This is a genomic window from Puia dinghuensis (assembly GCF_014642875.1).
Classification (GTDB): Bacteria; Bacteroidota; Bacteroidia; order Chitinophagales; family Chitinophagaceae; genus Puia; species Puia dinghuensis.
In genome coordinates, this window is record NZ_BMJC01000005.1 from 633,702 (window position 1) to 655,049 (window position 21,348).

At 52.3% G+C, this 21,348-nt stretch carries 18 protein-coding genes; 6 read left to right on the top strand and 12 right to left on the bottom strand.

The annotated features are described in order from the left end of the window. Positions 1 to 93: 93 nt before the first annotated feature. From IEY39_RS24175 to IEY39_RS24185, 3 genes are read left to right on the top strand one after another with little or no spacing between them, the layout of a single operon-like run. Positions 94 to 1,020 carry an FAD:protein FMN transferase gene (locus tag IEY39_RS24175; protein WP_229689070.1) on the top strand — a complete coding sequence of 309 codons (927 nt, stop codon included), beginning with the start codon at positions 94 to 96 and terminating at the stop codon, positions 1,018 to 1,020. Then, complete coding sequence (locus IEY39_RS24180; RefSeq protein WP_188936530.1) at positions 1,007 to 1,246, top strand: DUF4266 domain-containing protein; 240 nt, start codon at positions 1,007 to 1,009, stop codon at positions 1,244 to 1,246. The genes IEY39_RS24175 and IEY39_RS24180 overlap by 14 nt, the downstream gene beginning before the upstream one ends. Positions 1,247 to 1,249: 3 nt before the next feature. After that, positions 1,250 to 2,515 carry a DUF3570 domain-containing protein gene (locus tag IEY39_RS24185; RefSeq protein ID WP_188936532.1) on the top strand — a complete coding sequence of 422 codons (1,266 nt, stop codon included), beginning with the start codon at positions 1,250 to 1,252 and terminating at the stop codon, positions 2,513 to 2,515. Here the strand turns inward: IEY39_RS24185 and IEY39_RS24190 are convergent. The 7 genes from IEY39_RS24190 to IEY39_RS24220 form a co-directional block, all read right to left on the bottom strand. After that, positions 2,512 to 3,066, bottom strand: a complete 555-nt coding sequence (locus tag IEY39_RS24190; RefSeq protein WP_188936533.1) for a nuclear transport factor 2 family protein — start codon at positions 3,064 to 3,066, stop codon at positions 2,512 to 2,514. The genes IEY39_RS24185 and IEY39_RS24190 overlap by 4 nt on opposite strands. 27 nt (positions 3,067 to 3,093) lie before the next feature. Further along, on the bottom strand, positions 3,094 to 3,681 hold the full coding sequence (locus tag IEY39_RS24195; RefSeq protein WP_188936534.1) for a hypothetical protein: 588 nt from the start codon (positions 3,679 to 3,681) through the stop codon (positions 3,094 to 3,096). A gap of 164 nt (positions 3,682 to 3,845) precedes the next feature. Then, a complete protein-coding gene (locus IEY39_RS24200; RefSeq protein WP_229689071.1) occupies positions 3,846 to 6,551 on the bottom strand; it encodes a bifunctional YncE family protein/alkaline phosphatase family protein in 2,706 nt (901 codons plus the stop codon). Further along, the gene (locus tag IEY39_RS24205; protein WP_188936537.1) at positions 6,541 to 6,963 is read right to left on the bottom strand and encodes a DUF1810 domain-containing protein; all 423 of its coding nucleotides are present in this window, start codon (positions 6,961 to 6,963) and stop codon (positions 6,541 to 6,543) included. Before IEY39_RS24205 ends, IEY39_RS24200 begins: the two co-directional genes overlap by 11 nt. 165 nt (positions 6,964 to 7,128) lie before the next feature. Further along, complete coding sequence (locus IEY39_RS24210) at positions 7,129 to 7,761, bottom strand: DinB family protein (RefSeq protein WP_188936539.1); 633 nt, start codon at positions 7,759 to 7,761, stop codon at positions 7,129 to 7,131. A 123-nt stretch (positions 7,762 to 7,884) separates the two neighbouring features. Next, a complete protein-coding gene (locus tag IEY39_RS24215) occupies positions 7,885 to 8,226 on the bottom strand; it encodes a hypothetical protein (RefSeq protein WP_188936541.1) in 342 nt (113 codons plus the stop codon). A 41-nt stretch (positions 8,227 to 8,267) separates the two neighbouring features. Further along, positions 8,268 to 8,696, bottom strand: a complete 429-nt coding sequence (locus tag IEY39_RS24220) for a hypothetical protein (RefSeq protein WP_188936543.1) — start codon at positions 8,694 to 8,696, stop codon at positions 8,268 to 8,270. A 91-nt stretch (positions 8,697 to 8,787) separates the two neighbouring features. Here IEY39_RS24220 and IEY39_RS24225 point away from each other — a divergent pair, with 91 nt between their 5' ends. Both IEY39_RS24225 and IEY39_RS24230 read left to right on the top strand, forming a co-directional pair. Continuing rightward, a complete protein-coding gene (locus IEY39_RS24225) occupies positions 8,788 to 9,810 on the top strand; it encodes an aldo/keto reductase (protein WP_188936544.1) in 1,023 nt (340 codons plus the stop codon). A 178-nt stretch (positions 9,811 to 9,988) separates the two neighbouring features. Next, entirely contained in the window at positions 9,989 to 10,498 is a 510-nt protein-coding gene (locus IEY39_RS24230; RefSeq protein ID WP_188936546.1) for a hypothetical protein, read from the top strand. Positions 10,499 to 10,512: 14 nt separating this feature from the next. On the opposite strand, the gene IEY39_RS24235 is transcribed toward IEY39_RS24230, so the two are convergent. Continuing rightward, positions 10,513 to 10,752: a GlsB/YeaQ/YmgE family stress response membrane protein gene (locus IEY39_RS24235; protein ID WP_188936548.1), complete on the bottom strand. Its 240-nt coding sequence runs from the start codon at positions 10,750 to 10,752 to the stop codon at positions 10,513 to 10,515. Between the two features lie 55 nt (positions 10,753 to 10,807). Continuing rightward, positions 10,808 to 11,662, bottom strand: a complete 855-nt coding sequence (locus tag IEY39_RS24240) for a prohibitin family protein (RefSeq protein ID WP_188936549.1) — start codon at positions 11,660 to 11,662, stop codon at positions 10,808 to 10,810. Between the two features lie 119 nt (positions 11,663 to 11,781). On the opposite strand from IEY39_RS24240, the gene IEY39_RS24245 reads away from it, so the two are divergent. Next, positions 11,782 to 12,198 carry a DUF2846 domain-containing protein gene (locus IEY39_RS24245; protein ID WP_188936551.1) on the top strand — a complete coding sequence of 139 codons (417 nt, stop codon included), beginning with the start codon at positions 11,782 to 11,784 and terminating at the stop codon, positions 12,196 to 12,198. Here the strand turns inward: IEY39_RS24245 and IEY39_RS24250 are convergent. From IEY39_RS24250 to IEY39_RS24260, 3 genes are read right to left on the bottom strand one after another with little or no spacing between them, the layout of a single operon-like run. After that, complete coding sequence (locus IEY39_RS24250; RefSeq protein WP_188936552.1) at positions 12,195 to 15,983, bottom strand: glycerophosphodiester phosphodiesterase family protein; 3,789 nt, start codon at positions 15,981 to 15,983, stop codon at positions 12,195 to 12,197. The two genes, IEY39_RS24245 and IEY39_RS24250, sit on opposite strands and share 4 nt — an antisense overlap. 23 nt (positions 15,984 to 16,006) lie before the next feature. Beyond that, positions 16,007 to 17,683 carry a SusD/RagB family nutrient-binding outer membrane lipoprotein gene (locus IEY39_RS24255; protein ID WP_188936553.1) on the bottom strand — a complete coding sequence of 559 codons (1,677 nt, stop codon included), beginning with the start codon at positions 17,681 to 17,683 and terminating at the stop codon, positions 16,007 to 16,009. Between the two features lie 12 nt (positions 17,684 to 17,695). Further along, positions 17,696 to 21,343, bottom strand: a complete 3,648-nt coding sequence (locus IEY39_RS24260; protein ID WP_229689072.1) for a SusC/RagA family TonB-linked outer membrane protein — start codon at positions 21,341 to 21,343, stop codon at positions 17,696 to 17,698. Between the last annotated feature and the right edge of the window lie 5 nt (positions 21,344 to 21,348).

Consider the following 21,348-nt stretch of genomic DNA (forward strand, 5'->3'; position numbering starts at 1 on the left):
ATTCAGGCCGGTAAAGCTACTCCCGGCTAATGCAATGAATCTGCCGCCATTCAGAAAAAATAAATACCTTGGTGGATGTAACCAATACCACCTATGATACAGCAGCACGTCAACACCAGACTGATGGGGTCGGATTTCGAGCTCATCGTAGTTGAAAAGGACTACGCATCGTCCTTGCTGCAATTGCAGCAAGGAGTTGAAGAGATCCGCCGCATCGAACACCTGCTGACGGAGTTCAGCGACGACTCCCAAACAGCCCTTCTCAACCGCTACGCCGGCACACAGGCCCAAACGGTCGGCACGGAAGTCTATCAGCTGATCAACCGGTCTCTTCACCTCTCCGCACTCACCCAGGGCGCCTTCGACATTTCTTCAGCAACACTGCGATCCCTGTATAATTTCAAGGAAAGAGGCAAAGAGCTCCCCTCCCCCGAAAGACTCGCAGCAGCCATGCAAAGCATGGGTTACCAATATATCCAGCTCCTGCCGGAGCATCAGGTCTTCCTTTCCCGACCGGGCATGCGCATCGGCTTCGGCGCCATCGGCAAAGGCTATGCCGCAGATAAGGTCAAGGCACTGTGGAAGGCAGGCGGCGTCACCGCGGGCGTCATCAACGCCAGCGGCGATCTCACCGCCTGGGGATGCAAACCGGACGGTCACCCCTGGAAGATCGGGATACGCGATCCCCACGATCCCGACGCTTACCTGCTCTGGCTGCCGGTGGACAATGCATCAGTAGCTACCAGCGGGAATTACGAGCAATACGTCCAGATCGATGGGGTCCGTTATTCGCACAACATCGACCCCCGAACAGGCCATCCCGTCAGGGGGGTGCAGAGCGTAACCATCATCAGCCCCTCCGCCGAACTGTCGGACGCATTGGCCACCGCTGTCACGGTGATGGGAATCGAGGCCGGCATCCACCTGGTCGACCAGCTCCCCGACACCCACGCTATTCTGATAGACGATAACAACGAGATATTTACGTCAAAAAAGATCAATTTCCATGTCGCTTCGTAAAGGCATCCTCATTATCCGATGGGCGGCCATCTCCGGCCTCGCCGCAACCGTCACAACCGCGGGATGCAAAACCGTCAAACCCTACCAGCACATATACCTCAACGATGCCAACATGCAATTGGGTCGGGCAGATATTGACAAATTCGATGAAAGCGTACACGCCTATCGCGAAGCAGCCAGCGGCGGCGGCAATGGAAAAGCCAGCGGCGGCTGCGGCTGCAATTAACCTATGAAAAACAAATACCTCACATTAGCCATGCTCTCCGCCGTCCTGCACGCATCCTCCCAAAAACATAACGCGATGCCGGACAGTCTTTATAAAAAGCAACGCATCTCTACCCAGGAGGTCCAGGTGCTCTTTTCCTATTATGCCCAGGATGGAAACCACTCCGCCATCACCGGCGGCATCGGCACGGAATGGCTGCATGTCTATGCCCCGGAATTCACCATCACCCACCGGCCCGACTCCATCCATACCTATAAGCTCAATGGTGGCATCGATGTGATCACCTCCGCCTCGATGGACAAGATCGACTTCGATGCCGGTACAGGAGCCTCCAGGGTCTCCGCTCGCATGCACCTCAGCCCTGCCTTCAGCTATCAGCCCCGCGGCTCACGCACAACCTACGGTGTCAACACCGGCTTTTCCATCGAATCCGCCTACCTGTCTATTCCTGCGGGCATCTCCATCAGCCATGTCAATAAAACGGGTACCCGCGAGGTCAGCGGCTCCGTGCAGTGCTATTTCGACGACCTCCGTTATGGCCGCCTGGCCCTGACCTACCACGGCCCCCTCGAACTCGTCTATCCGGTAGAGCTCAGGGACACCAGCTGGTTCAACATCTATCGGCGATATTCCTACAACTTCGACTTCGCCTTCTATCAGGTGATCAATGCCCGGATGCAACTGGCTATCTTCCCGGAATTCGTGCTGCAAAAAGGGCTGCTCTCTACGCCTTACCATCGCGTCTTCTTCAACGATGATCATACCGAACGCGTAGAGAACCTCCCCCGCGAAAGAACAAAATGGCCCATCGGCCTGCAACTGAATTCCTTCGTGGGCGACAGGGTTATCCTACGATCCTACTATCGCTTCTATCACGACAACTTCGGCATCAACGCCCATACCTGGCAACTCGAAGTCCCCATCGAGCTTACGCAGACACTCACCCTCGCGCCGCTGGCAAGGTTCTACATGCAGACGGCAGCTGACTATTTCCGGCCCGACAAAGCAGCCGATCCAAAAGAACGCTATTATACCTCCGATTACGATCTGTCAAAGTTCACCAGCTACAAGGCAGGGGTGACAGCCCGCTATGCTCCCCGGCAGCCCCTCGGCCACCATTTTTTCTTCGACGCCATCACCGTAAGATATTCTTATTACCGGCGTTCGGACGGCCTCTACGGGCACACCCTTTCGCTCCTGCTCGAAGCAAGCCATACCCACCCGGCCGAAGCGTCGCCTCGGTCGCATCACCGGTTTCCCGCCGGTTAATGCACCCCCAGCGCCTTGTTGATAGGCGCCCGGTCCACGTAGGCCACCACCCGGTCGACCTTGTCGGCAGCGTTGTAATGGGAAGCCGTATGGGCCCAAAAACCAATCCTTTTGCCATTCTTGAATTTTAAATGCACTTCACGCCAGTTCAACAGCCAGACACCTGCAATGTCCGGCCCTTGCTGCGGCCTGTTAACCTTCATCGGCAACCAGATATCATTGAGGTATCGTACGGAATCGGTCTCCCCACGTCGCTCCGTCCAGTACTTCGCAATCGCCGCCTTTCCGGAAAGGCTATCGCCGGAAGACCAGATATACACCGCATTGTCTGCATAATTGTCCATCCAGGCCGGAATGTCACCGGCAGCGAACTGAGCCATCATCTTCTTCCCCATCTCCGTATACCGGGCATCGGCAAATTCGGATTGCGGCGGAGTGGCAGGGGCCACCGGGGCAGCAGCAGTCGTATCTTTAGCCGCGGAAGTGGAACCACCACTATTGCAAGAAAACAACAGGCAGCACGCAGCCACCCAGTAAAGAGAATTTTTCATGGCAAAACAATATTTAATTAGGAAAATCTATTTTTTCTTCCGGGTCATCTTCGGTGACATCATTTTCTGGCGCCCCAACGGTCTGGCGTATTGATACACGACATCGGCCTTTCCATCCTTGTTGAACCGCCAGGTCTCCTGCAGATCGGTGGAATCTATCTTCCCATCCTTATGCGTGTCCGTTTCCGTTCCCCAGATCAGGGCCCAATGCTCATTCTTATCCGTGCTCTTGACAGCCATCACCGCATCAACCCGGGAGACGGCTGCTGCAAACGAGTTCCGGAATGCCTGTACGGCTGCGGTCATGCTATCCCGGCTGCCACGCATCTCCGTCCCATCTCCAAGGTAGATCCTGATCGAGTCGGCGATCAGGTCCTTACCGGCGCTGAGATCACCGTTATCATAAACCTTCCAAAGCTTCAGCACAGACTCGGCATTTTTGTTGTCATCGATGACAAACTTCGACGAATAGGCGATCTGGTAAGGAGACTCAATAGGCTTCATCATAGCAGCAGAATCCGTTTTTGCCATGGTCGAATCAGTCGCCGGAGTGGAAGGCGTGGAATGGCATGCGGCAAGAAATACCAGCAATGCCAGGGCGGGGGTTCTGGGCATAATTTTAATTTTGAATTAAAAAGTAAAAAAGTCGTCCGCGATAAGATCGAAACGCAGGTTGACAAAAGGTAGGAAAAGACAATAAAGGTCTAACTCAAGGAAAGGAAAAGCTAACCTAAAGTAAATAAAAATAATATATCAAGCAAAAAATACTCCGCCCCGGATTAGCGCCCAACCTTCGCTCCGCTCACCACCGGCCCCGGATACCGCTCATCTCCTTTCGCGGCAAACCACAGTATCTTATTCATCATCTCATCATCACCCCCATCCACATCCTTAAAGGCCTGGTTCGCGGAGACCCGGGCGTAATACGCCGCCTTCCCGCTCAGCGCGGCCAGCGGTTTATTCATTTTGTCCAGCGGGATCATATTCGGAACATGGGCAAATAAATAAGGCGACTTTACATCCGAAAAACAATCGAACAGCGGCAACGCCGTAGCATCCATCACATTCATCGGCGGAATACCCAATATCTGCTCGATCGTCCGTACCATCCCCGTCTGGTTATAATTCGTATGGATGGCGCGGGATAGCACCGAATAAGGACTGATCACAAGACCCGTCGTCCGGTAAGGTGAGATATGATCCCAACCCGACTGGGAATCATCTTCTGTAATAAAGACCACCGTGCTGTCCCAGAATCGGCTATGCGTAATAGCCTCGATGATCCGGCCTACCGCCAGATCATTGTCCGCAACCATCGCTTGTGGAGCGGGAAAACTCGGCGACAACCCCGCCGTATGGTCATTGGGCAGCGAAAGTACCATTAGGTCAGGAAGGCTGTCACCCGCCGCCCCATCGGCCCGCTTCAGGTCGTCGATAAAGATATCGGCCCGCAGTTGATCCGTAAACACCAGGTTATCACAATCCGGGTACGCCGGCGAGATAATGGGCCTTAACCGGGCAATGGTCGTGGTATTGGTAAATCCCTGGTCCTCGTGGTTCAGCCAGCGTTGATAAATATCGCTCCAACGCAGCGAATGATCATACTTCGTCGTACAAGCCTCACCGTATACCCGTACCTTCTTCCCATGATCGAGTGCGTTATTCCAGATAAACCCATTGCGGTTATACACCATCGCATCTTCCTGCCGGTGCGGATAACTTCTAAACCAGGCCCGAACGCTTTTTTCAATATAGTCGGATACCATGGCGGCGTCTGTCCACTGATGGCCCTCTGCCGAGCACTTACCCGAAGCATAGTAATTATCCAGCAGGGAAAAAGCTTCCGAAAGCCTGTGCTGGTTCGGAGTAACACTGTCACCATACACACACAGTTTCGACATCCCCCTGCCCCGGGCAAAATCCCCGTACACCTGGTCATAAGTCTTGTTCTCTTTGATAATGTAGACCACATGCTTAAAAACAGAAGGCTCGCCAATCCGCTCCGGTACAGGCCTGGGAGCTATACGCTGGCGCGCCGGCTGGTTGGTCAGCGCAAGCCGGAAGAACAGGCTTTGCTCCTGTACTTTTTTGGTGTACGCCTTCAATTCTTTTTCCGTGGGTACGGGTATGATGCTCAGGGAAGCGAGTTCCTGGTGAATGGTATAAGCCGTCAGCCGTTCGCCACCGCCTGGTCCTTCCTGGCCTTCCTTTAATCCCCGCACCGGGGAGAGCACCCGCGAACCCTTTGCCTCGATATTGGCGACATAGAGATCGTTATTCAGCAGCGTGATCCCACCAGGATAAGCTTCCGTGGGGATGTACCCTTCTACCACGCTCCTGCCCCGGCCATGAGCAGCGGCATTGTCGCCCAGCCGGATCACACACACCGCATTGTCAAATCCATTGGTAACATATAAGGTTGTCCCCGTCTTATCCGGCTGCAGGGCGTTGGGGCTACTGCCATAGTAGGTGATACTGCCCGAGAATAACCCTACGGGGATGCTGTCGGTCACGACACCACGCCGCACATCCACCACGCTGATGTTGTCGCTGTTGCCATTACAGATATACAGGTAGAGACTGTCAGGGCTACAGGCAATGGCATTGGGATGCAGGCCCAGCGGAAGCTCGTTCAGCAATCCTCCGCTTTGCGCATCGATGATGGATAGGCTGCCCCTCGCCGTACCACCCGTCACCGGGTTGGTATAGGCGCTGCCCCAGGGCGTACCGGCATTTTCCAGGCTGGTGTCGGTGACAAGCGGCCCCGCCCAATTGGTGACATAGACCTTCCCGCCAACAACCTTCACCCCATAAGGCGCTACTCCCGCAGGCGCAGTCCATACCACCTGCCTGTCCGTAAATCGTATCTTCAACAATTGATTGTTCCCATTCAACACTACATATAGATAGGGAATACCGGCCTCCACCTGTACGGCAACATCGTTCGGCAATGCAGTCGCCGCCGGCGCCACCGCGTCCACCCGGATGCTGGTGACATTGGTAAGCCCCGTCCCATCCCATTCGGCAATCATAATGGCAGACTGGCGGGTGTTCCCCGCGCCCCAGGCGATATAGGTATGCCCCTCGTACCCAAAGGCCTTGATCCCCGAATAAGTGCTCATCAATCCCCTCGTAGCCGGGTCGCCCCCCCGGTAGCTCCAGCGATGCACGATCTGCCGGCTTTGGATATCCAGTACGACGACGTCATAGCGGCCTTCCACGGCTATATGCTGGCTGTCCGGTAAAATAGCAAAGTCAAGGGTATGATTCTCCAGCGTCGAGTCGCCATAGGTGATCACCTGGCCCGCAGACTGGATCAGCCGGTTAAAAGACATCAGCGTCGCCGGGCCTTGCAGTTGCAGCGTACTGTCGTCGTATTCGTAGCGATAATTGGCGGTCTTTTGTGCTATAAGCGTGCTAAAAGGAAGGAAGAAGAGAAGGGATACGAGAGCCTTTTTTTGCATCATGTTGACTTTAGTAGCCAAATATAAGGGCTTCTGTTTTCTCATCCTTTTGTCCGCGATAAAACTTATCCAGCACCGCCGCAAACACCGGGTCCGCACCCGGCGCCAGCGAAAAAAGGGTCATACTGCTCCGCAGCTTGAGATCGTCCGGGCTCCCCATCACTGCGGTAGCATCGTGGCCCGGCAGCGCAAGCAACGCGCGCGATATCTCGACGAGCCGCGGCCCCAGCGTCTCATGAGAAAGATAAGCCTTCGCCTCCCCGAGGTCCCTGATCGCATAGAACCGCGCCGTCGGACTATAGCCAAGCCCCTGCAGCTGCGGAAAAATATACCACATCCAATGGCTCCGCTTCCTCCCTTGCCTGATCTCGGCAAGCGCGGTCGGATAATCCCTCTCCTGGGCCACAAGAAACCGGTTCAGCTCGTTGTCCATATTCGAACTATTCGCAGCGCCTCGACGTCCCCAAAGAAGGTTGGGCTGGGCAATCTATATGCAAACCGTTGAAAGCTTTGACGCGGTAGAAAAGCAAAATTTCGCGGCCATCGAATCCTTTCTGCGGGAAAAGAGCCCGCATCCTTAAGCCTTCACCATTTCCGCTCACTTGGGAAACCCCGGGTCCGCCATCACCTCCGCCATTTGCTGCGAATGCCGGTTGCTGTGGGCGCCAATGAATAAGATCATCTGATAGCAATCGACCATTCCGAATGGCATCGCCGCCACATGATCCCGCAGGTCTTCCTGTGTACCCTTTACATACGCGATCAATTTTGCCCTGTTCTCCTTGAAAGAAGCAAGCGCCTCATCCATCGACTTGTAAGGAGTGTTCTCCGGCTTGAACGGGTCCATGGTTTTCACTCTATGCCCTTGCGACCGGTCCTCGATCATGGAGATCAGCTGTGCGTCGGTCATTTTGATCCCACTCCGTTTTTCCGGATTGGCAGTTTGCTTCAACGAATCCGAACACATCTGCCATAGCGCCTGCTCGGTAATAGCGATATGCTTTACACATTCTTCTACACTCCAACGGTCGGGCGCAGGCTTATATTCCAGCTGTGCCTGGCTCAACCCCTTCACTTTGTCCAGCACATCATTTTCCGTCTCCTTCAGGAATTTGACAGCATAATTCCTTTCTTTCTTAGAGAGGGTATCCGCTGCCGGTGAGGTGGCGCGCTTGGTGGGAATAAAGGAAAGACCCATGAATACGAATGCAAACAAAAGGAGCTTTTTCATATGCGAATCGATTTTGGTGAGTAGATCAGACTTATGTAGAGGTTGCGATGCAGAGGGGGTCCCACTCCGCAGGGAAGGTCACATTAAAAATAAGATTAAATCGTCAATTCCTGAAAAGTTCTTTCAGCGCGGACTCCCAAGCCCACCACGGGCCATTTTCTTATTCGAAGAATTTGCTCTCCAGGCTCCATAGATCCCGCAAAAGAGCGCCGCTGCCGGAACCAACAATTCTTCACCAATGACGGTAGGCAGCAGAATACCAAAAAACAAAACAAATATGCCCACACAAACAAAAAAGTCTTTCCAGCTTTCCAAATACAAACCGACTCCGATACCTTGTAACAAAAAGCCGAGAATAAACGCAATCACCGGGTTCTTCCTTTGTTTAAGCGGCTTCATTTTACGAAGCCCTTTACGAATTTCTTTCGCGACACGCGGTACATGCTGCCAGTGATTCTCCGGCATAAGAGTGTTGTTTAGAAGCTTAAGTTACACAATTATATTCATCACCGGTACAACACCAGCCTCTTGCCGATAACTCCACCGGGTGAGTCAGAGAACCCGGTCCCAATGACCAGGATATGGGCAACAGATCCACCAAAAGTACAAAGGTGGTAATCCATGCCTATAGTGATCCTGAAAGTGTTGTTACCCGCAGCCGAATCGGGTAGGAGGGTATATTCTACCGTTTCATCAACCAGGCCTTCCCTGACATGAACATTTCCGTTCGCCGAGAATTGATAATAATCCGCCGGTGTCCCTCTATAGGCGATGACCTCGCTCGACAAACCCACTCCCCTCGAGCTCGAATCATACATAACATGCCATGTCCCGACTATGGCCTGTTTCGCTTCGGCATAATTGTCAACCACTGCCGTTTTCCCGCAGCCAACAGCTATGATAACCACCAGCCCAAAGATCATAAGGAATTTCATAAGTGCAGTTATTACTCCTGGTCTGACATAAATTCACCATAAAACGTTGCACAGAAAAATCGATACTTTTGCCATCCATAACTATTCCTCTATGAGATATAAATTACTCGGACGCAGCGGATTAAAAGTATCTGAACTATGCCTCGGAACAATGGGTTTCGGCACCGAAGCCGGGTGGGGCGCCGACAGGGAGACCAGCTTCGCTATCATGGAAGCCTTTGCCAATGCCGGTGGCAACTTTCTGGATACCGCCAATTTGTACAAGTTAGGCACCAGCGAAAAATTCATCGGGGAATTCATCAACCCGCGCGACCGCGACTATTTTGTAATAGCTACCAAATATTCGCTAAAGGATAATACCACTAATCCCAACGCCAGCGGCAACAACCGGAAGAACATGATGCGCAGCGTCGAGCTAAGCCTGCGGCGACTGCAAACCGATTTCATCGATGTCCTGTATCTCCATATCTGGGATGACCTTACCCCTATCGACGAAGTGTTGCGGGGAATCGACGATCTGATCCGCCAGGGCAAGGTCAATTATGCCGCCATCAGTGACACCCCGGCCTGGATCGTCAGTAAGGGAAATACCCTTGCCGAACTCATGGGTTGGAGCCAATTCATTGCCTTACAGGTCGAGTACAGCCTCATCCAGCGCACGCCCGAACGCGATCTGATACCCATGGCCAGGCATTTTGGTATGACGGTGACCCCATGGGCGCCCTTGGCTGGCGGCGCGCTGACGGGTAAATACTTGCGTGGTGGGCAGGGACGGGTAAAGCCGGAAAGCAACCGGCGGGATGAGAACAGCATCCGCATAACCCAGGAAGTAATGGCCGTAGCGGACAGACTAGGCGTAGAGCCAAGCCATGTGGCGCTGCAATGGACGCGGCAGCAGGGCTTCGAATGTATCCCCATTGTGGGCGCCACCCGTGTCGATCAATTGGAAGAAAACCTCAAATCTGTCGACCTCGTGCTATCCCCCGACGATCTTAAAAAACTGGACGAAGCCAGCGCCATCGACCTCGGCTTTCCCGGTAAGTTCTTCAGAGAAGACGGCGTCCGCCAAAACAGCTATGGGGGCTTTTACGACAGGATCATCCCCCGGTCGTAAATGCAACCCACCCGGCACAACTCAAGCCCCCCGCCCGAACCCCTTCCGGTACAACCCCCTCACGGCCGGGTTCCATCCGGCACAACTCCACCCCACGGCCGAGTCCCGGCACAACTTTTGTTCTATTGCATTAGGGCAAATATCAAGAGATATTTGTTCCAACAAAATGAAAAATGCCATGTACACAAAACCCATCCTAAAGCTACCCCTCTTCCTGTCCGCCATCCTTTTCTGCTGCCTGATGGCCTGCAGTAAGAGCAACAACAATAATAACTCGAACAACGGCAGCAGCTCGCTGAAAGCCACTGTCGACGGCACTAGCTGGCAAGCCACCTATGTCTATGGAGTAGATTCCACCAGCGCCCATCTTATAGCCATGGCGGGGTCTGACAACAACCAGACTAATACCCTTCTCATCGCCTTCCCGGATACGCTTGGTACCGGCACCTACAGTATGAATATTGCGGCCGGCATCATAATGGAATATGTCGTAAAGGTCAGCAGCAGCTCATCCACAATTTATATAGCAGATCCTGCTATCGGCGGCTCCGGCACCATCACCATCACCTCTTACAATAAGTCAGCCAAACAGGTGCAGGGCACTTTCAGTGGCGTCGCAAAAAATGTCACTAACGACGGCACTTCGAAGACCATCGCAAGCGGCTCCTTCTCCGTTACTTATCACTGACCGGGGTCTGCAAGTCAGACCCTCCTTCTGATCAGCCTGCTGATCCAGACCAATAAGACAGCACCAAAAAAAGCAGTAACAAGATACCCGATCTTGCCGCCCAGATGTACTCCCATCTTTTGTCCAATATAGCCACCGATCCATCCACCCAGTAATCCAAGAATAATGTCTATGATCACCCCATATCCATTTCCCCGCATGGCTTGTCCAGCCAGCCATCCGGCTATGCCGCCAAGTAGTAGATGAAGTAACATGTTTATAGGTTTTGTGATTGAATATAGAGCAATAATCCTGAATATGCAAGCCCGCTTACTTGTCACTAATATTATTCAACATCATCGATTTCCCATCCGTAATGATAACCTTGGCATTTGGCGATTTCACCAGCTCTTTTGTCACCTCGATGCTTTTATATTTCAACAACTTGTCCGTCAGCGATGCATTGATGGTATTTTGATAGTTCTTTATCGCGTTGGCATCGATCTGCATCATTAAGGAATCATTCCTTTGCTTGTCCAGCGAAAACTTTAATTCTTTTTCCCTGGTCTCGAGATCAAAATCTTCCTGTTCCCGTTTTGTTTGCAATTCAAGCTTGGTCAGCTTGGCTACCTGATCCGCTTTAGCCTTGTTCTCTATCGCCTGGAGCACTTGTGCCGGCATGTCTATATCTTTAACCAGCACATCATCCAGGACAATTCCGTAAGCCGAAATTGCAGCTCGCAGTTTATCTTCAATATTCTTTTCTATAACCTCCCGCTCGCCAAGCAGTTCTACGGCAGAATAGGTCATCGTATATTCCCTGACGATCGCCATGAAATTATTGATAACGATCTTATTCCCATAATCCATCCCAACATTGGAGTATATCTCAGGAGCGGCTTCCGGTTTAATGTGATACAAAACCGTCAGATCCACCTTCACTTCCAGTCCTTCTTTGGTCGGCGGCCGCATAACAACAGAATACTCGGTTATCCGGGTATTGAACGTATGAATGCTTGATGTAAAAATATTGTAATGATGACGGCCCTGTGTCAAAATACCTGGTTTTATCACACCCTTGTGGACAACGAAACCAACTTCTCCCGGACCAATGGTTTTACAACCTGAGATGGTAATGGCGGACAATAATAGTGTACCAGCACATTTAGTAAATGTGTTTTTCATAAAAGGCAGCTTTTAATTTATTTAAAAATTAGCAACGAGGACGAAGATATACCAGCCCCCGGTTAACCCGTGGTTAAAAGCTGTCTCCATTTACTAACCGATAGTTAATAGATTGTATTTTGTTCAGTGCAACGACTGATCCCAAAAGCGGCCTTTCCCGCAAAGAAAAAGATAAGATAGCCAGGAGCCTCACGCCTGCGGATGGGAAAGCTCTCGTGTATATCCTTCGTCCATCCGGGTTCGGCGCGCTTATCAAGATGGGTGTCAGATGCGACAGCGTACATATCGGTTCAACGGGCGCAGGGCAATACGTCTATACCATGCTGGACCCCGGCACACATTCGCTGATGTCTACAGCCGAAAATAAATCGAGCCTTAACATTATGGTGGAGGCAGGAAAGATCTATTATATAAGACAGCAGGTGAAGATGGGTTTTGCCTTTGCCGAGACTGGGCTCAAATTAGAGGATGATCAGCAGGGCCAAAAGGATTTGAAGAAATGCAAGCTTGCCAAAGATAATGTAGCTTCCAATTAGTCCTTCTCGATACCGGCCTTTACAAAAGCCGCCCTCCGGGGCGCAGGGACCCTTGCGTCCATCCCCTTGATCCCCCTCCACAGTATCTCATTGAATAAACCATCCGGGATCCGGTCAATTTTCGTGAAGTCCAGTTCAGCCGATCTTTTTACCATTTCGTTCCAGGCAGTAGTCTTCTCCGTAAGATCGACATTCGAAGGCAAACTACGGAATGGGGACATATCCGGCGTAGCCGAAAAACAATTCCACATCGGTGTGGCGGCAGCATCGTACTGGCTCATGGGAGGGATACCCAGTATCAGTTCCATCGTCCGCAACATAGAAGTAGTGGAATACATCGTATGATCCACGAAACGTCTTTTTACGAACCCTCCCGCAATATACGCAGGGCTGCGATGGGCATCTACATGATCGGGTCCGTTTTGCGCATCGTCTTCCAGGACGAACACTACCGTTTCCTTCCAGATAGGGCTGTTGCTAAGGTATTCGATAAATTTTCCCACCGCCAGGTCATTATCCGCAACATGAGCGAATGGCGTAGGCCTTCCCCTTCTCACCCCTTCCGTATGATCGTTTGGAAACCGGACGGTATTGAAATGGGGCACCACTCCCGCCGATAGCAGGGAATCGAAATCCCTTTTCCACCTGCTAAACCTGGCAGTATCCGTAATACTCAGATCCCCGCCGGCATAGCCGGGACAATAATGCCCCTGCAGCACGCTGATACTCGGCTTATAATGATCCGCAAATTCCCCATAGGTCCTGAAAGAAACACCCGCCTTCTGACAATGATCCCAGATGAACCCACCTTTATTATTGGCAACTTCGCGGTTGCCCTCCCCATCATAACTGCCGCCCCGGCCGCCATAACCGGTAGGCCAGGTCTTTTCCAGGTAATCCGTCGCATAGGCGCCCATGCTCCAGTTGTGCCCATCGCTGCTGACCTCTGCATCTACATAGAAGTTATCCAATAAGACGAACTCGTTTGCCAGCGCATGCTGATTAGGAGTGACACGCTCGCCGAACAGCACCAGGCTCGTATCCCCATTGCCTTCCTTCATATCGCCCAATACCTGGTCATAGGTCCGGTTCTCCTTGATGATATAGAAAACGTATTTAATGGGGGAAGGATCACCAACCTTCATAGGTATTGGGTTACCCGCTTCCCCGGCAGCCACCAATTCCCCTTTCTTGTTATAAGGTGTATTCTGATAAACCTGCGCAGAATACTGACTCAGCAATTGATCATCCGGCTCATCGATAATGCTCATCGCTCCTTTGAACAGCCCCCCGATATATTGTACGGGCTGCGCCTGCTTCAGATCGCCCTGCTGATAATTCACTTCCTGGCGGCGGCCGATCGGATTCGGACCGAAAGGATTGGCCATGGAGGAAAGCCCCTTTCCATTGGCTACCCAAATCTTTTTTCCTATAACCTTCACCGCCGTCGGATACCAGCCCACGGGTATAAAACCTTTCGACTTAGCTGACCCCGGCTCCCGCACATCGAATACAGCCAGGCAATTATTATCCGCATTCGCCACATAGAGCGTCTTTTCGTCAGCGCTCAAAGCAAGCGCATTACTGGTTGATCCGGGAGGCGCATCCGGATACAATGCCGCATTGAGGGTCTCGACGACTTTTCTGGTACGGACATCGATCACCGACACGCTATTGTCATTGGCATTGGCAACGAACAGCCAGCGACCGTCCTTTGTCAGGCAGAGATCATTGGGATTGTCGCCAACTGCAATCTCTCCCGAAAATTGGCGATGTTCGGTATCAAAAACCAAAAGCTTATCACAACCCCAGCAGGTAATGTACAACTCTTTCCTATTGGGAGAAAGAAGACAGGTATACCCTTCTCCCCCTAACCCGATCTGCTGAACGATCTTCTTCGTGGTAAGATCAACGATATACAGCGAATTATTCTCCTTGGCGACGACATACAACAGTTGCCGCTTGTCATCGATGTCCAGCCCCGCGGGCGAGATCTTTTCCGGCCATCTTTTCCCCAACGGGATGGTATCGGCAAAGCTGAGGGCATGACCACCGTCCCGCGCTGCGGCTGCCTGGTAGTCGACAGCATATTTCAGTATCCAGTTATCATTGCCGCCGGACGCATAAAGAAATCTCCCGTCAGCGCTGAATTTCAGCCCCAGCCATGATTTTGGGAGAACCAGGCTGTCTACCACCCGCTCCTTGCCCACATCTATCAGCTGGATCGTCTGGGTGCTTTCCCCGTTATTGGTCACCGCCACATAATGCTGCGTCGAGACAGCAATATTCAAGGGCAGATCGCCAAGCGGGAGAGCATGTCCCGCCGGAGTAAGCGTCCATCCATTGGGCAGCAGAACCTTCTTCGGTACCACCTCGGACGATCCATCTGTGCCGGCTCCCATATTCGCGCTGCTCCCGGAATGCACACTGGTCCTCACTCCCACTGGGGTCCCCGCATTCGCACCCGCACCCGCCGCGGTCCCCGCATATTTCGAAGGAAAATCCTTGTCCAGCTGCGCCAGCGTCTTTGCAATGTCTGTCTGCCCCTCATAATCGACCACCGTTTTTATACGCCTGGCAGTATCATATTGAGAAGCATATTGCATTGCCAATTGAGCTCCAACACCACTACCCATCAGCGCAAACTCCTTACCGTTATAATGATATTGATCCGCATAGCCCGACACAAAGGTCAATACCTCCCTGACATCCGCCACTTGCCCCGGGCGATAATTCATCGAAACCACTATGTATTTCCTCCGGCCAACAAGCGCTGCAAGCAGGGCATCGGGAATCTGATCTTTGTCGCCACCCTTCCCGTGGATATAGACAACTACCTTGGCATTCTCGATTTCATCCGGAACATAGGAATCCACCAGCTGATCTCTCCCTCCCGGACCATAAGCAAGATCCGGTAGTTTTCTGTAAACCGAGGGAGCCGGCGGAGCAGACTCCGCACTTCCCACCGAGCCGGCGGCATCTGCCGGCATCCCATCCCGCCAATGATGTTGCCGCAGGTAACTATCCATGGCCTCAGGATGATCTGTCTGCATCCCCTGAACAGATTTCCGCAGCACCATATCCCACATCGCAGGGTTCTCACCCGGCCCTTCTACATCCAACCATACGGCGACCCCTTTCTCCCTCGTGACAGCCAGCAGCGCCGTATCCGTTACATTGTCCAATACCGCCAACGAAGCCCGGCCAAGGAAAGCCCGCAGCTGCTCGGGGTTCTTTACGTCACGAGGTACGCTCGCCATCAGCGGCATTGCCGGCGCTACAGCTCTCCATTTACCATAATCCGAGGCCTTATTCAGGTACACCACCACCTGCCTTTCCATCCCCGCGGCCTGTATCTGCCGGTAAGCGGCGGCAGGATCAGCATCCTTAAAATCCAGGTATATATTAATATGGTCTTTACAGGCGCGCAGGATATCCTTGAATTCCGGGATACGGTAAGCACCTCCTTTAACAGTCAGCTTCTCTATCTCCTCCAGCGTCAGGTCACTTACGCGACCTTTACCATTGGTCATCCTGTCTACGGTAGCATCATGACTCAGTACCAGGAAGCTGTCCTTGGTCGTACGCAAGTCCATTTCCGTATAATCTGCCCCGACCCGGATAGCTTCCTCGACAGCAGCCAGGGTATTTTCCGGAACATTGACGTGATTGCCCCGGTGAGCGATTACAACAAATCCGTTTTTCACCGCCGGCAAAAGGGTCTGGGCAACAGCAATCTGCCCGAACAGCAATAGGTGCGCAAAAGGCAAAAAGATCTTCTTCATATATAAAAAATTAACTTGCTACATCACCAGGGTTTCCCCGTCCCCTGGCAGACCCACGGTTTCGACCAGGCGCTGTTTTGATAACTATTAGTGGCATCCGCGCCATATCCCGAATAACTCGTCAGCTGAAGGTTATTCTCTGCTGACTCCGTATTAGCCCAATTCAGGTTCCGTTCATCCAGCATATAATACAATCGAACGGGCAACACCGGGCATTTTGCGTGTGGACCTGACACCAGCACCGGGTATCCTGTCCGCCGCCAATCAAACCAGGATTCGGTGGCTGCCGTCCACGAGGCTATCCATTTCTGGGTGATCAGTTGTTGCAACGTGCCATTGAAGGCTACCGAAGGTTGGGCAATATAAAAAGAGTAGGCGCCTGCAAGTCCCCAGGCTACAAAGGAAGCCTGGATCGCTGCATTATAATGTGTTTGCGCATCCCCGGCAGCCCAACCCTTTAATGCGGCCTCAGCGAGGATGAAATGAACCTCGGCAGCCGATAACAACCTCACTTTTAACAGTGACCCATTGGCGCCCGTATAAATAGTGTTCAACCAGGACACATGAGGATTGTGAGCGCCCTGGGAAGGGTCGGGTCCCAGATTATACACCGGCCCCCCTTGGATGGCAGGCGGAAGACCTACATAATTGGGGTCCTGGTTGATAGCGTTTACCGTTAACCCTTTTGCAGCAAGCACATCTGGTGACAGGTAACGTACTTGCCGGCTTTCGCCTCCTACAATAGTGTCCACGATCTTATCGGTGCGGGCAGGGAAATTGTTCTGCACATGGAGGAATATCTGCACTTTGTTTGCCCATACACCCAGCCTGGGATCATTCATAGACTCCAGAGTTTTGACGAAAGTGGCGCACATTTTAGTCTGCCGGTAGTGCCCGCTATCCGAATTGTAGGCGACTGCGTTTGGCCAGGAATCGTTAACGCTGTTGCCCGCAAAGCCCATCAGGGCGTCATCGTTCGCAGAGGTGATGATTGGATAGGTAGTGGGATCGGCAACGATCTTTTCAATCCCGGCTTTGGCAATAGCAGGCAGCTTGTCCGATATCCGTAGATAGTACCGCAAAGCCAGGGAGTTGGCCAGCTTGCGCCATTGAGCCGGATTCCCGTTATAATAGACATCCGCCGTCCCTATCGCACCTGTATAGGCATTTGCCGGCTTGGCAAGAAGCGTATTGGCTTTTTGAAGATCCGCCAGAATACCCCTATAGATGGATTGCTGGCTGTCATAAGGAGGGAAGGTATTGCCGGCATCCCCTTCCAGGGCTTGGGAGTAAGGCGCGTCTCCCCATACATCAGCGATCAGTCCAAAGATCATGGACTTCATCGTCAGGCTGATCCCCTGCTGAAATTCGAATCCAAGCGCTACACTTCTGTCATAGACGTATTTGTTGTTTCGCAGGATATCATACCAGGGAGTCCAGGTATTGGTCCCGCTCCAATCGTATTCATTGTGCGGACCGGTCCCCCCGTCGTTCTGGGTATGCTGCATGACCCCCGCAATATCCCCATATCCCAAGTTGACATATTGCTGCCCGGTAGTCGTCAGAACAGTAGATAATACTAAGTTGGGGCTGGTGGTAGAAGGATCCGCTCCATTGGGGTTCTGATTCAGCCGCTCCAATTGCTTTTTGCAGCCGCAGAACATCACGACCAACACCAATACCGCAAGAACATGTCTCATAGTAGTCACTATTTAAAATATTACGTTCAACTTAAATCCCACAGGGATCACCCATGGATAGACATTATATCTTTCAATTCCCTGTTTGAACTGAATACCATTCCCTTGTACATTCGTGGAAGGTTGGTAAGCATTCTCCGGATCGATATTGATCTTTGCAGCCGTCCACAAAATGATATTCCTGCTATATACCGAAATGCTGGCATTCTGTGCTTTCAAAACCTTGACGACCCTCGCCGGCAATGCATAGGCCACGGATATTTCACGCAGCTTCAGGTAGGAGGCAGGAAAAAGATAAGCGCGGGTAAAACCAAAGGCCGTCGCACCCGCAAAAGGGAGTATAGCCGTACCGTTACGCGCGTTGATGTTCTGTCCCAGGTTTTCGATATAGCCGGTGGGATGGCCAGTTGCATCATATCCGGACGCCCGTACCCCGGGAATGAACACCCCGCCATAGGGAAGGGTATATGGCCCATAGGTAAAAGGATATCCATTGTATTCCGGAGTAGGGCCCCCCACCAGGGGGAAATTATTACCCGTACTGCGGATCAGCTTGCCCGAATTGGCCACCAGGTAATCGTGAAGCTGCTGACCGGTCTTGTTACCCGGATTGATAAGATGGTCATAGAACAGAGAGGACTGCCCGAACTCCTCACCATAGCGATAGGTCTGGGAGACAAAGTCACCGCCATTCCGCCAATCGAGCGTGAAGCTCAGACTCCACTGCTTGTAGGAAATAGAAGACTGGAACCCCATGATAAACTTGGGATTGAAATTGCCGATCTTATTACGCGCATTGATAGCGCTGACGGATTGCCATTTACCCGTATTGTCAAGCAGCGGATACCCATAATAGGGAGACCCCTTATCTGTGACCGTGACCATCTGGGCGTCATAAATATCCCCGATCTCATCGCCAACATAGGTCCAGGCGCCACCCGCAGCATCAGTCCATAGAGTGAAGTAAGGCAAGCCGCTGTATAATTTAACAAGCGTAGTCCGGCTCCGGGTAAAATTGGCGGTGGCATCCCATCGCCAGTCCCGGCCCAGAACGGGGGTGCCGCCCAGGGATAACTCGATGCCCCTGCTCCGGAGCAGTCCGGCATTGATACTCCTGGAGGTGTAACCGGAAGAAGGTGGCGTTTCAGTGCTGAATATCTGGTTTTTATTTTCCACTACGTAGTAGGTCGCCGCCAGCCTGAGCCTGCTCTGGAACATATTGAGATCGACCCCGCCTTCATAGGAAGTCGCGATCTCGGGCTTAAGGTTCTGGTTAAGTAGGTTAGCGGAAGTAGACAGTCGGGGAATGCCGCTCCAGGCGCCCGTATCGGATAATACGGCAAGCAGCTGATAAGGACCGGCATCATTCCCAACCTGGGCAACGCCACCCCTCAGCTTGATCATATCGATAGCCCGCGAGTGAATGCCGGCAATGGCATTGACCAGCAGGCTGAGAGAAGCAGAGGGGTAAAAATAAGGCTGCGCATTCGGCAGGGTGCTGGACCAGTCGTTGCGGCCGGTAATATCCAGGTAAGCCATGTCCTTATAACCGATATTCATCAGGCCATAGAGACTCTTGACTCCCTTCTGATACGAAGTGCTGGAATAGCTCAGGTTATTGGGCAGTATATTCTGGATCGTGAATACGCCGGGCACGATCAGGCCGCCCGCGCCATCCACGGTAGCCGTCCGGACTGTTGCGCCTTTCTGATAACGGGTATTGCCACCGGCCGAAACGGACAGACTGAAATGAGAAAATGCATGCTTGTAGGTGAGCAGGAAGTCGGCATTATTTTCAAAGGAATTGAGATTGATAATACCATAGCCTCCCCCGGGATCATCCGTATAGCTCTCTGGGATCTTTAGTTCCCGCTTTTCATTATAAGTGTCCAGGCCATAGCGGGCCATCAGACTAAAAGCAGGGCTCATCTGCCAGTCCGCCTTGATATTGCCGAAAACCCTGTCGCGGACAAAGCTGTTCTTCACTTCATATGCGAGGAAATAGGGATTGTTGAAGGCGCCTTTATACTGGGTGCGTTGTTGGATGCCCTGCTCACCGGGAAGCCAGTAACTCGTCAGGTCACGGATGTCGATATGCGGAGATACATCATAGGCCGCTTCCAGGGGATTGGATCCCCGCTCCCCTGCCGGACGATTATTGGAATTGTTCCGGCTAAAATCGATGCTTGTGCTAAGACGCAGGGTCTTGTAAATACGCAGCCCGGAGTTCAGGTTGAGGCTGTTGAGATAAAGGTCCGAAATGGGGATGATTCCCCTGTTGGACATATTCGCATAGGAAAGCCGGTAGTAGGAAGACTCATTGCTATTGGCGATCGCAACGCCGTTGGTGCTGGTAATACCTGTCTGTACGAAATGTTTGACATTATCCGGATGAGAGATGAGAGGTAAAGCAATTGGATTACCGTTCGCATCGAGGGGGCTATTCCACTGCACTGCAGTATACCCCTTGTTCAGCTCTGGCCCAAAAGTATGCGCATTCTCCTGGATCAGGCTTCCGAAAGGGTTGGATAGTGGATTGCCGCTTACGGAGACCGGAATAGCAGAAAACGCACCTGATCCAAAGGTATGCTGGAACTTCAGAAACTTATACGGTTGATCAAAAACCGTACTCGAAGTCAGGCTCACGGTCATCTTTCGGACATCGCGCCCGGATTTGGTGGTGATCAGGACAACTCCATTACCCGCCCTTGATCCGTACAGGGCTGCCGCGCTGGGCCCCTTCAGCACGGTTACACTTTCAATATCATCCGGGTTGATGCTGGAGAGGGCATTGCCATAATCGACCCGGTTATTGATACCTACATCACTTATATTATTCAAGGTGTTGGCAATAGGGACGCCGTCCACCACAAATAAGGGTTGATTGTCGCTGCTCAGGGAAGTGGCTCCCCGGATGATGATGCTCACGGATGAACCTGTGCCGCTGGTGGAATTGATGGTGACTCCGGCGACCTTGCCGGACATGGCGCTCAATATATTTTCCTGGTTCACCCGGGTAAATTCCTTCCCGCCTACTTCCTCGACAGAATAGCCCAGGGAACGTTTTGCCCGGGTAATACCAAGGGCGGTGACGACTACACCGGAAAGCTCCTGTGACGATGTCTCCAGCACCACTTCCACCTGTGTACGGCCCGCAAGCGGTAGCTCTACCGTTTTAAAACCAACGGACGTAAATACCAGCACGGCATCGGGTCCGGATACCCGTAAATGGAAGCTGCCATCATTGAGGGTATGTGTGGCGTTGGAGGTTCCTTTCTCAGTGACGGAAATACCTTCCAGGGCAGCTCCGCTCGCCGAGCGTACAACCCCGTTTATCTCTAACTCAGCCACGGGAGCCGCTGCTGGCGGGATCTGCCTGATAACAAAACTTTTACCTACCAATTGATATCCAATTTGCCTGCCTTTAAAACAAGCATCGAGCACGGCTTCAATGGTGGCGTCCTTCACTTGGATACTAACAGGAGCCACGCCTTCCAGCAGAGACTCTTTGTATACAAACGAGACGCCGGTCTGCCGGGTGATCTCTCTGAAAACCTGTTGCGGGGAAACGTTCTTGACAACCAGCGTTACCTTTTGTGCATAGCCGCCCATGCTGAGCTGCAGGCAAAAGGCCAGAATGCAGAAAGCAGTTAATTTCATAGCCA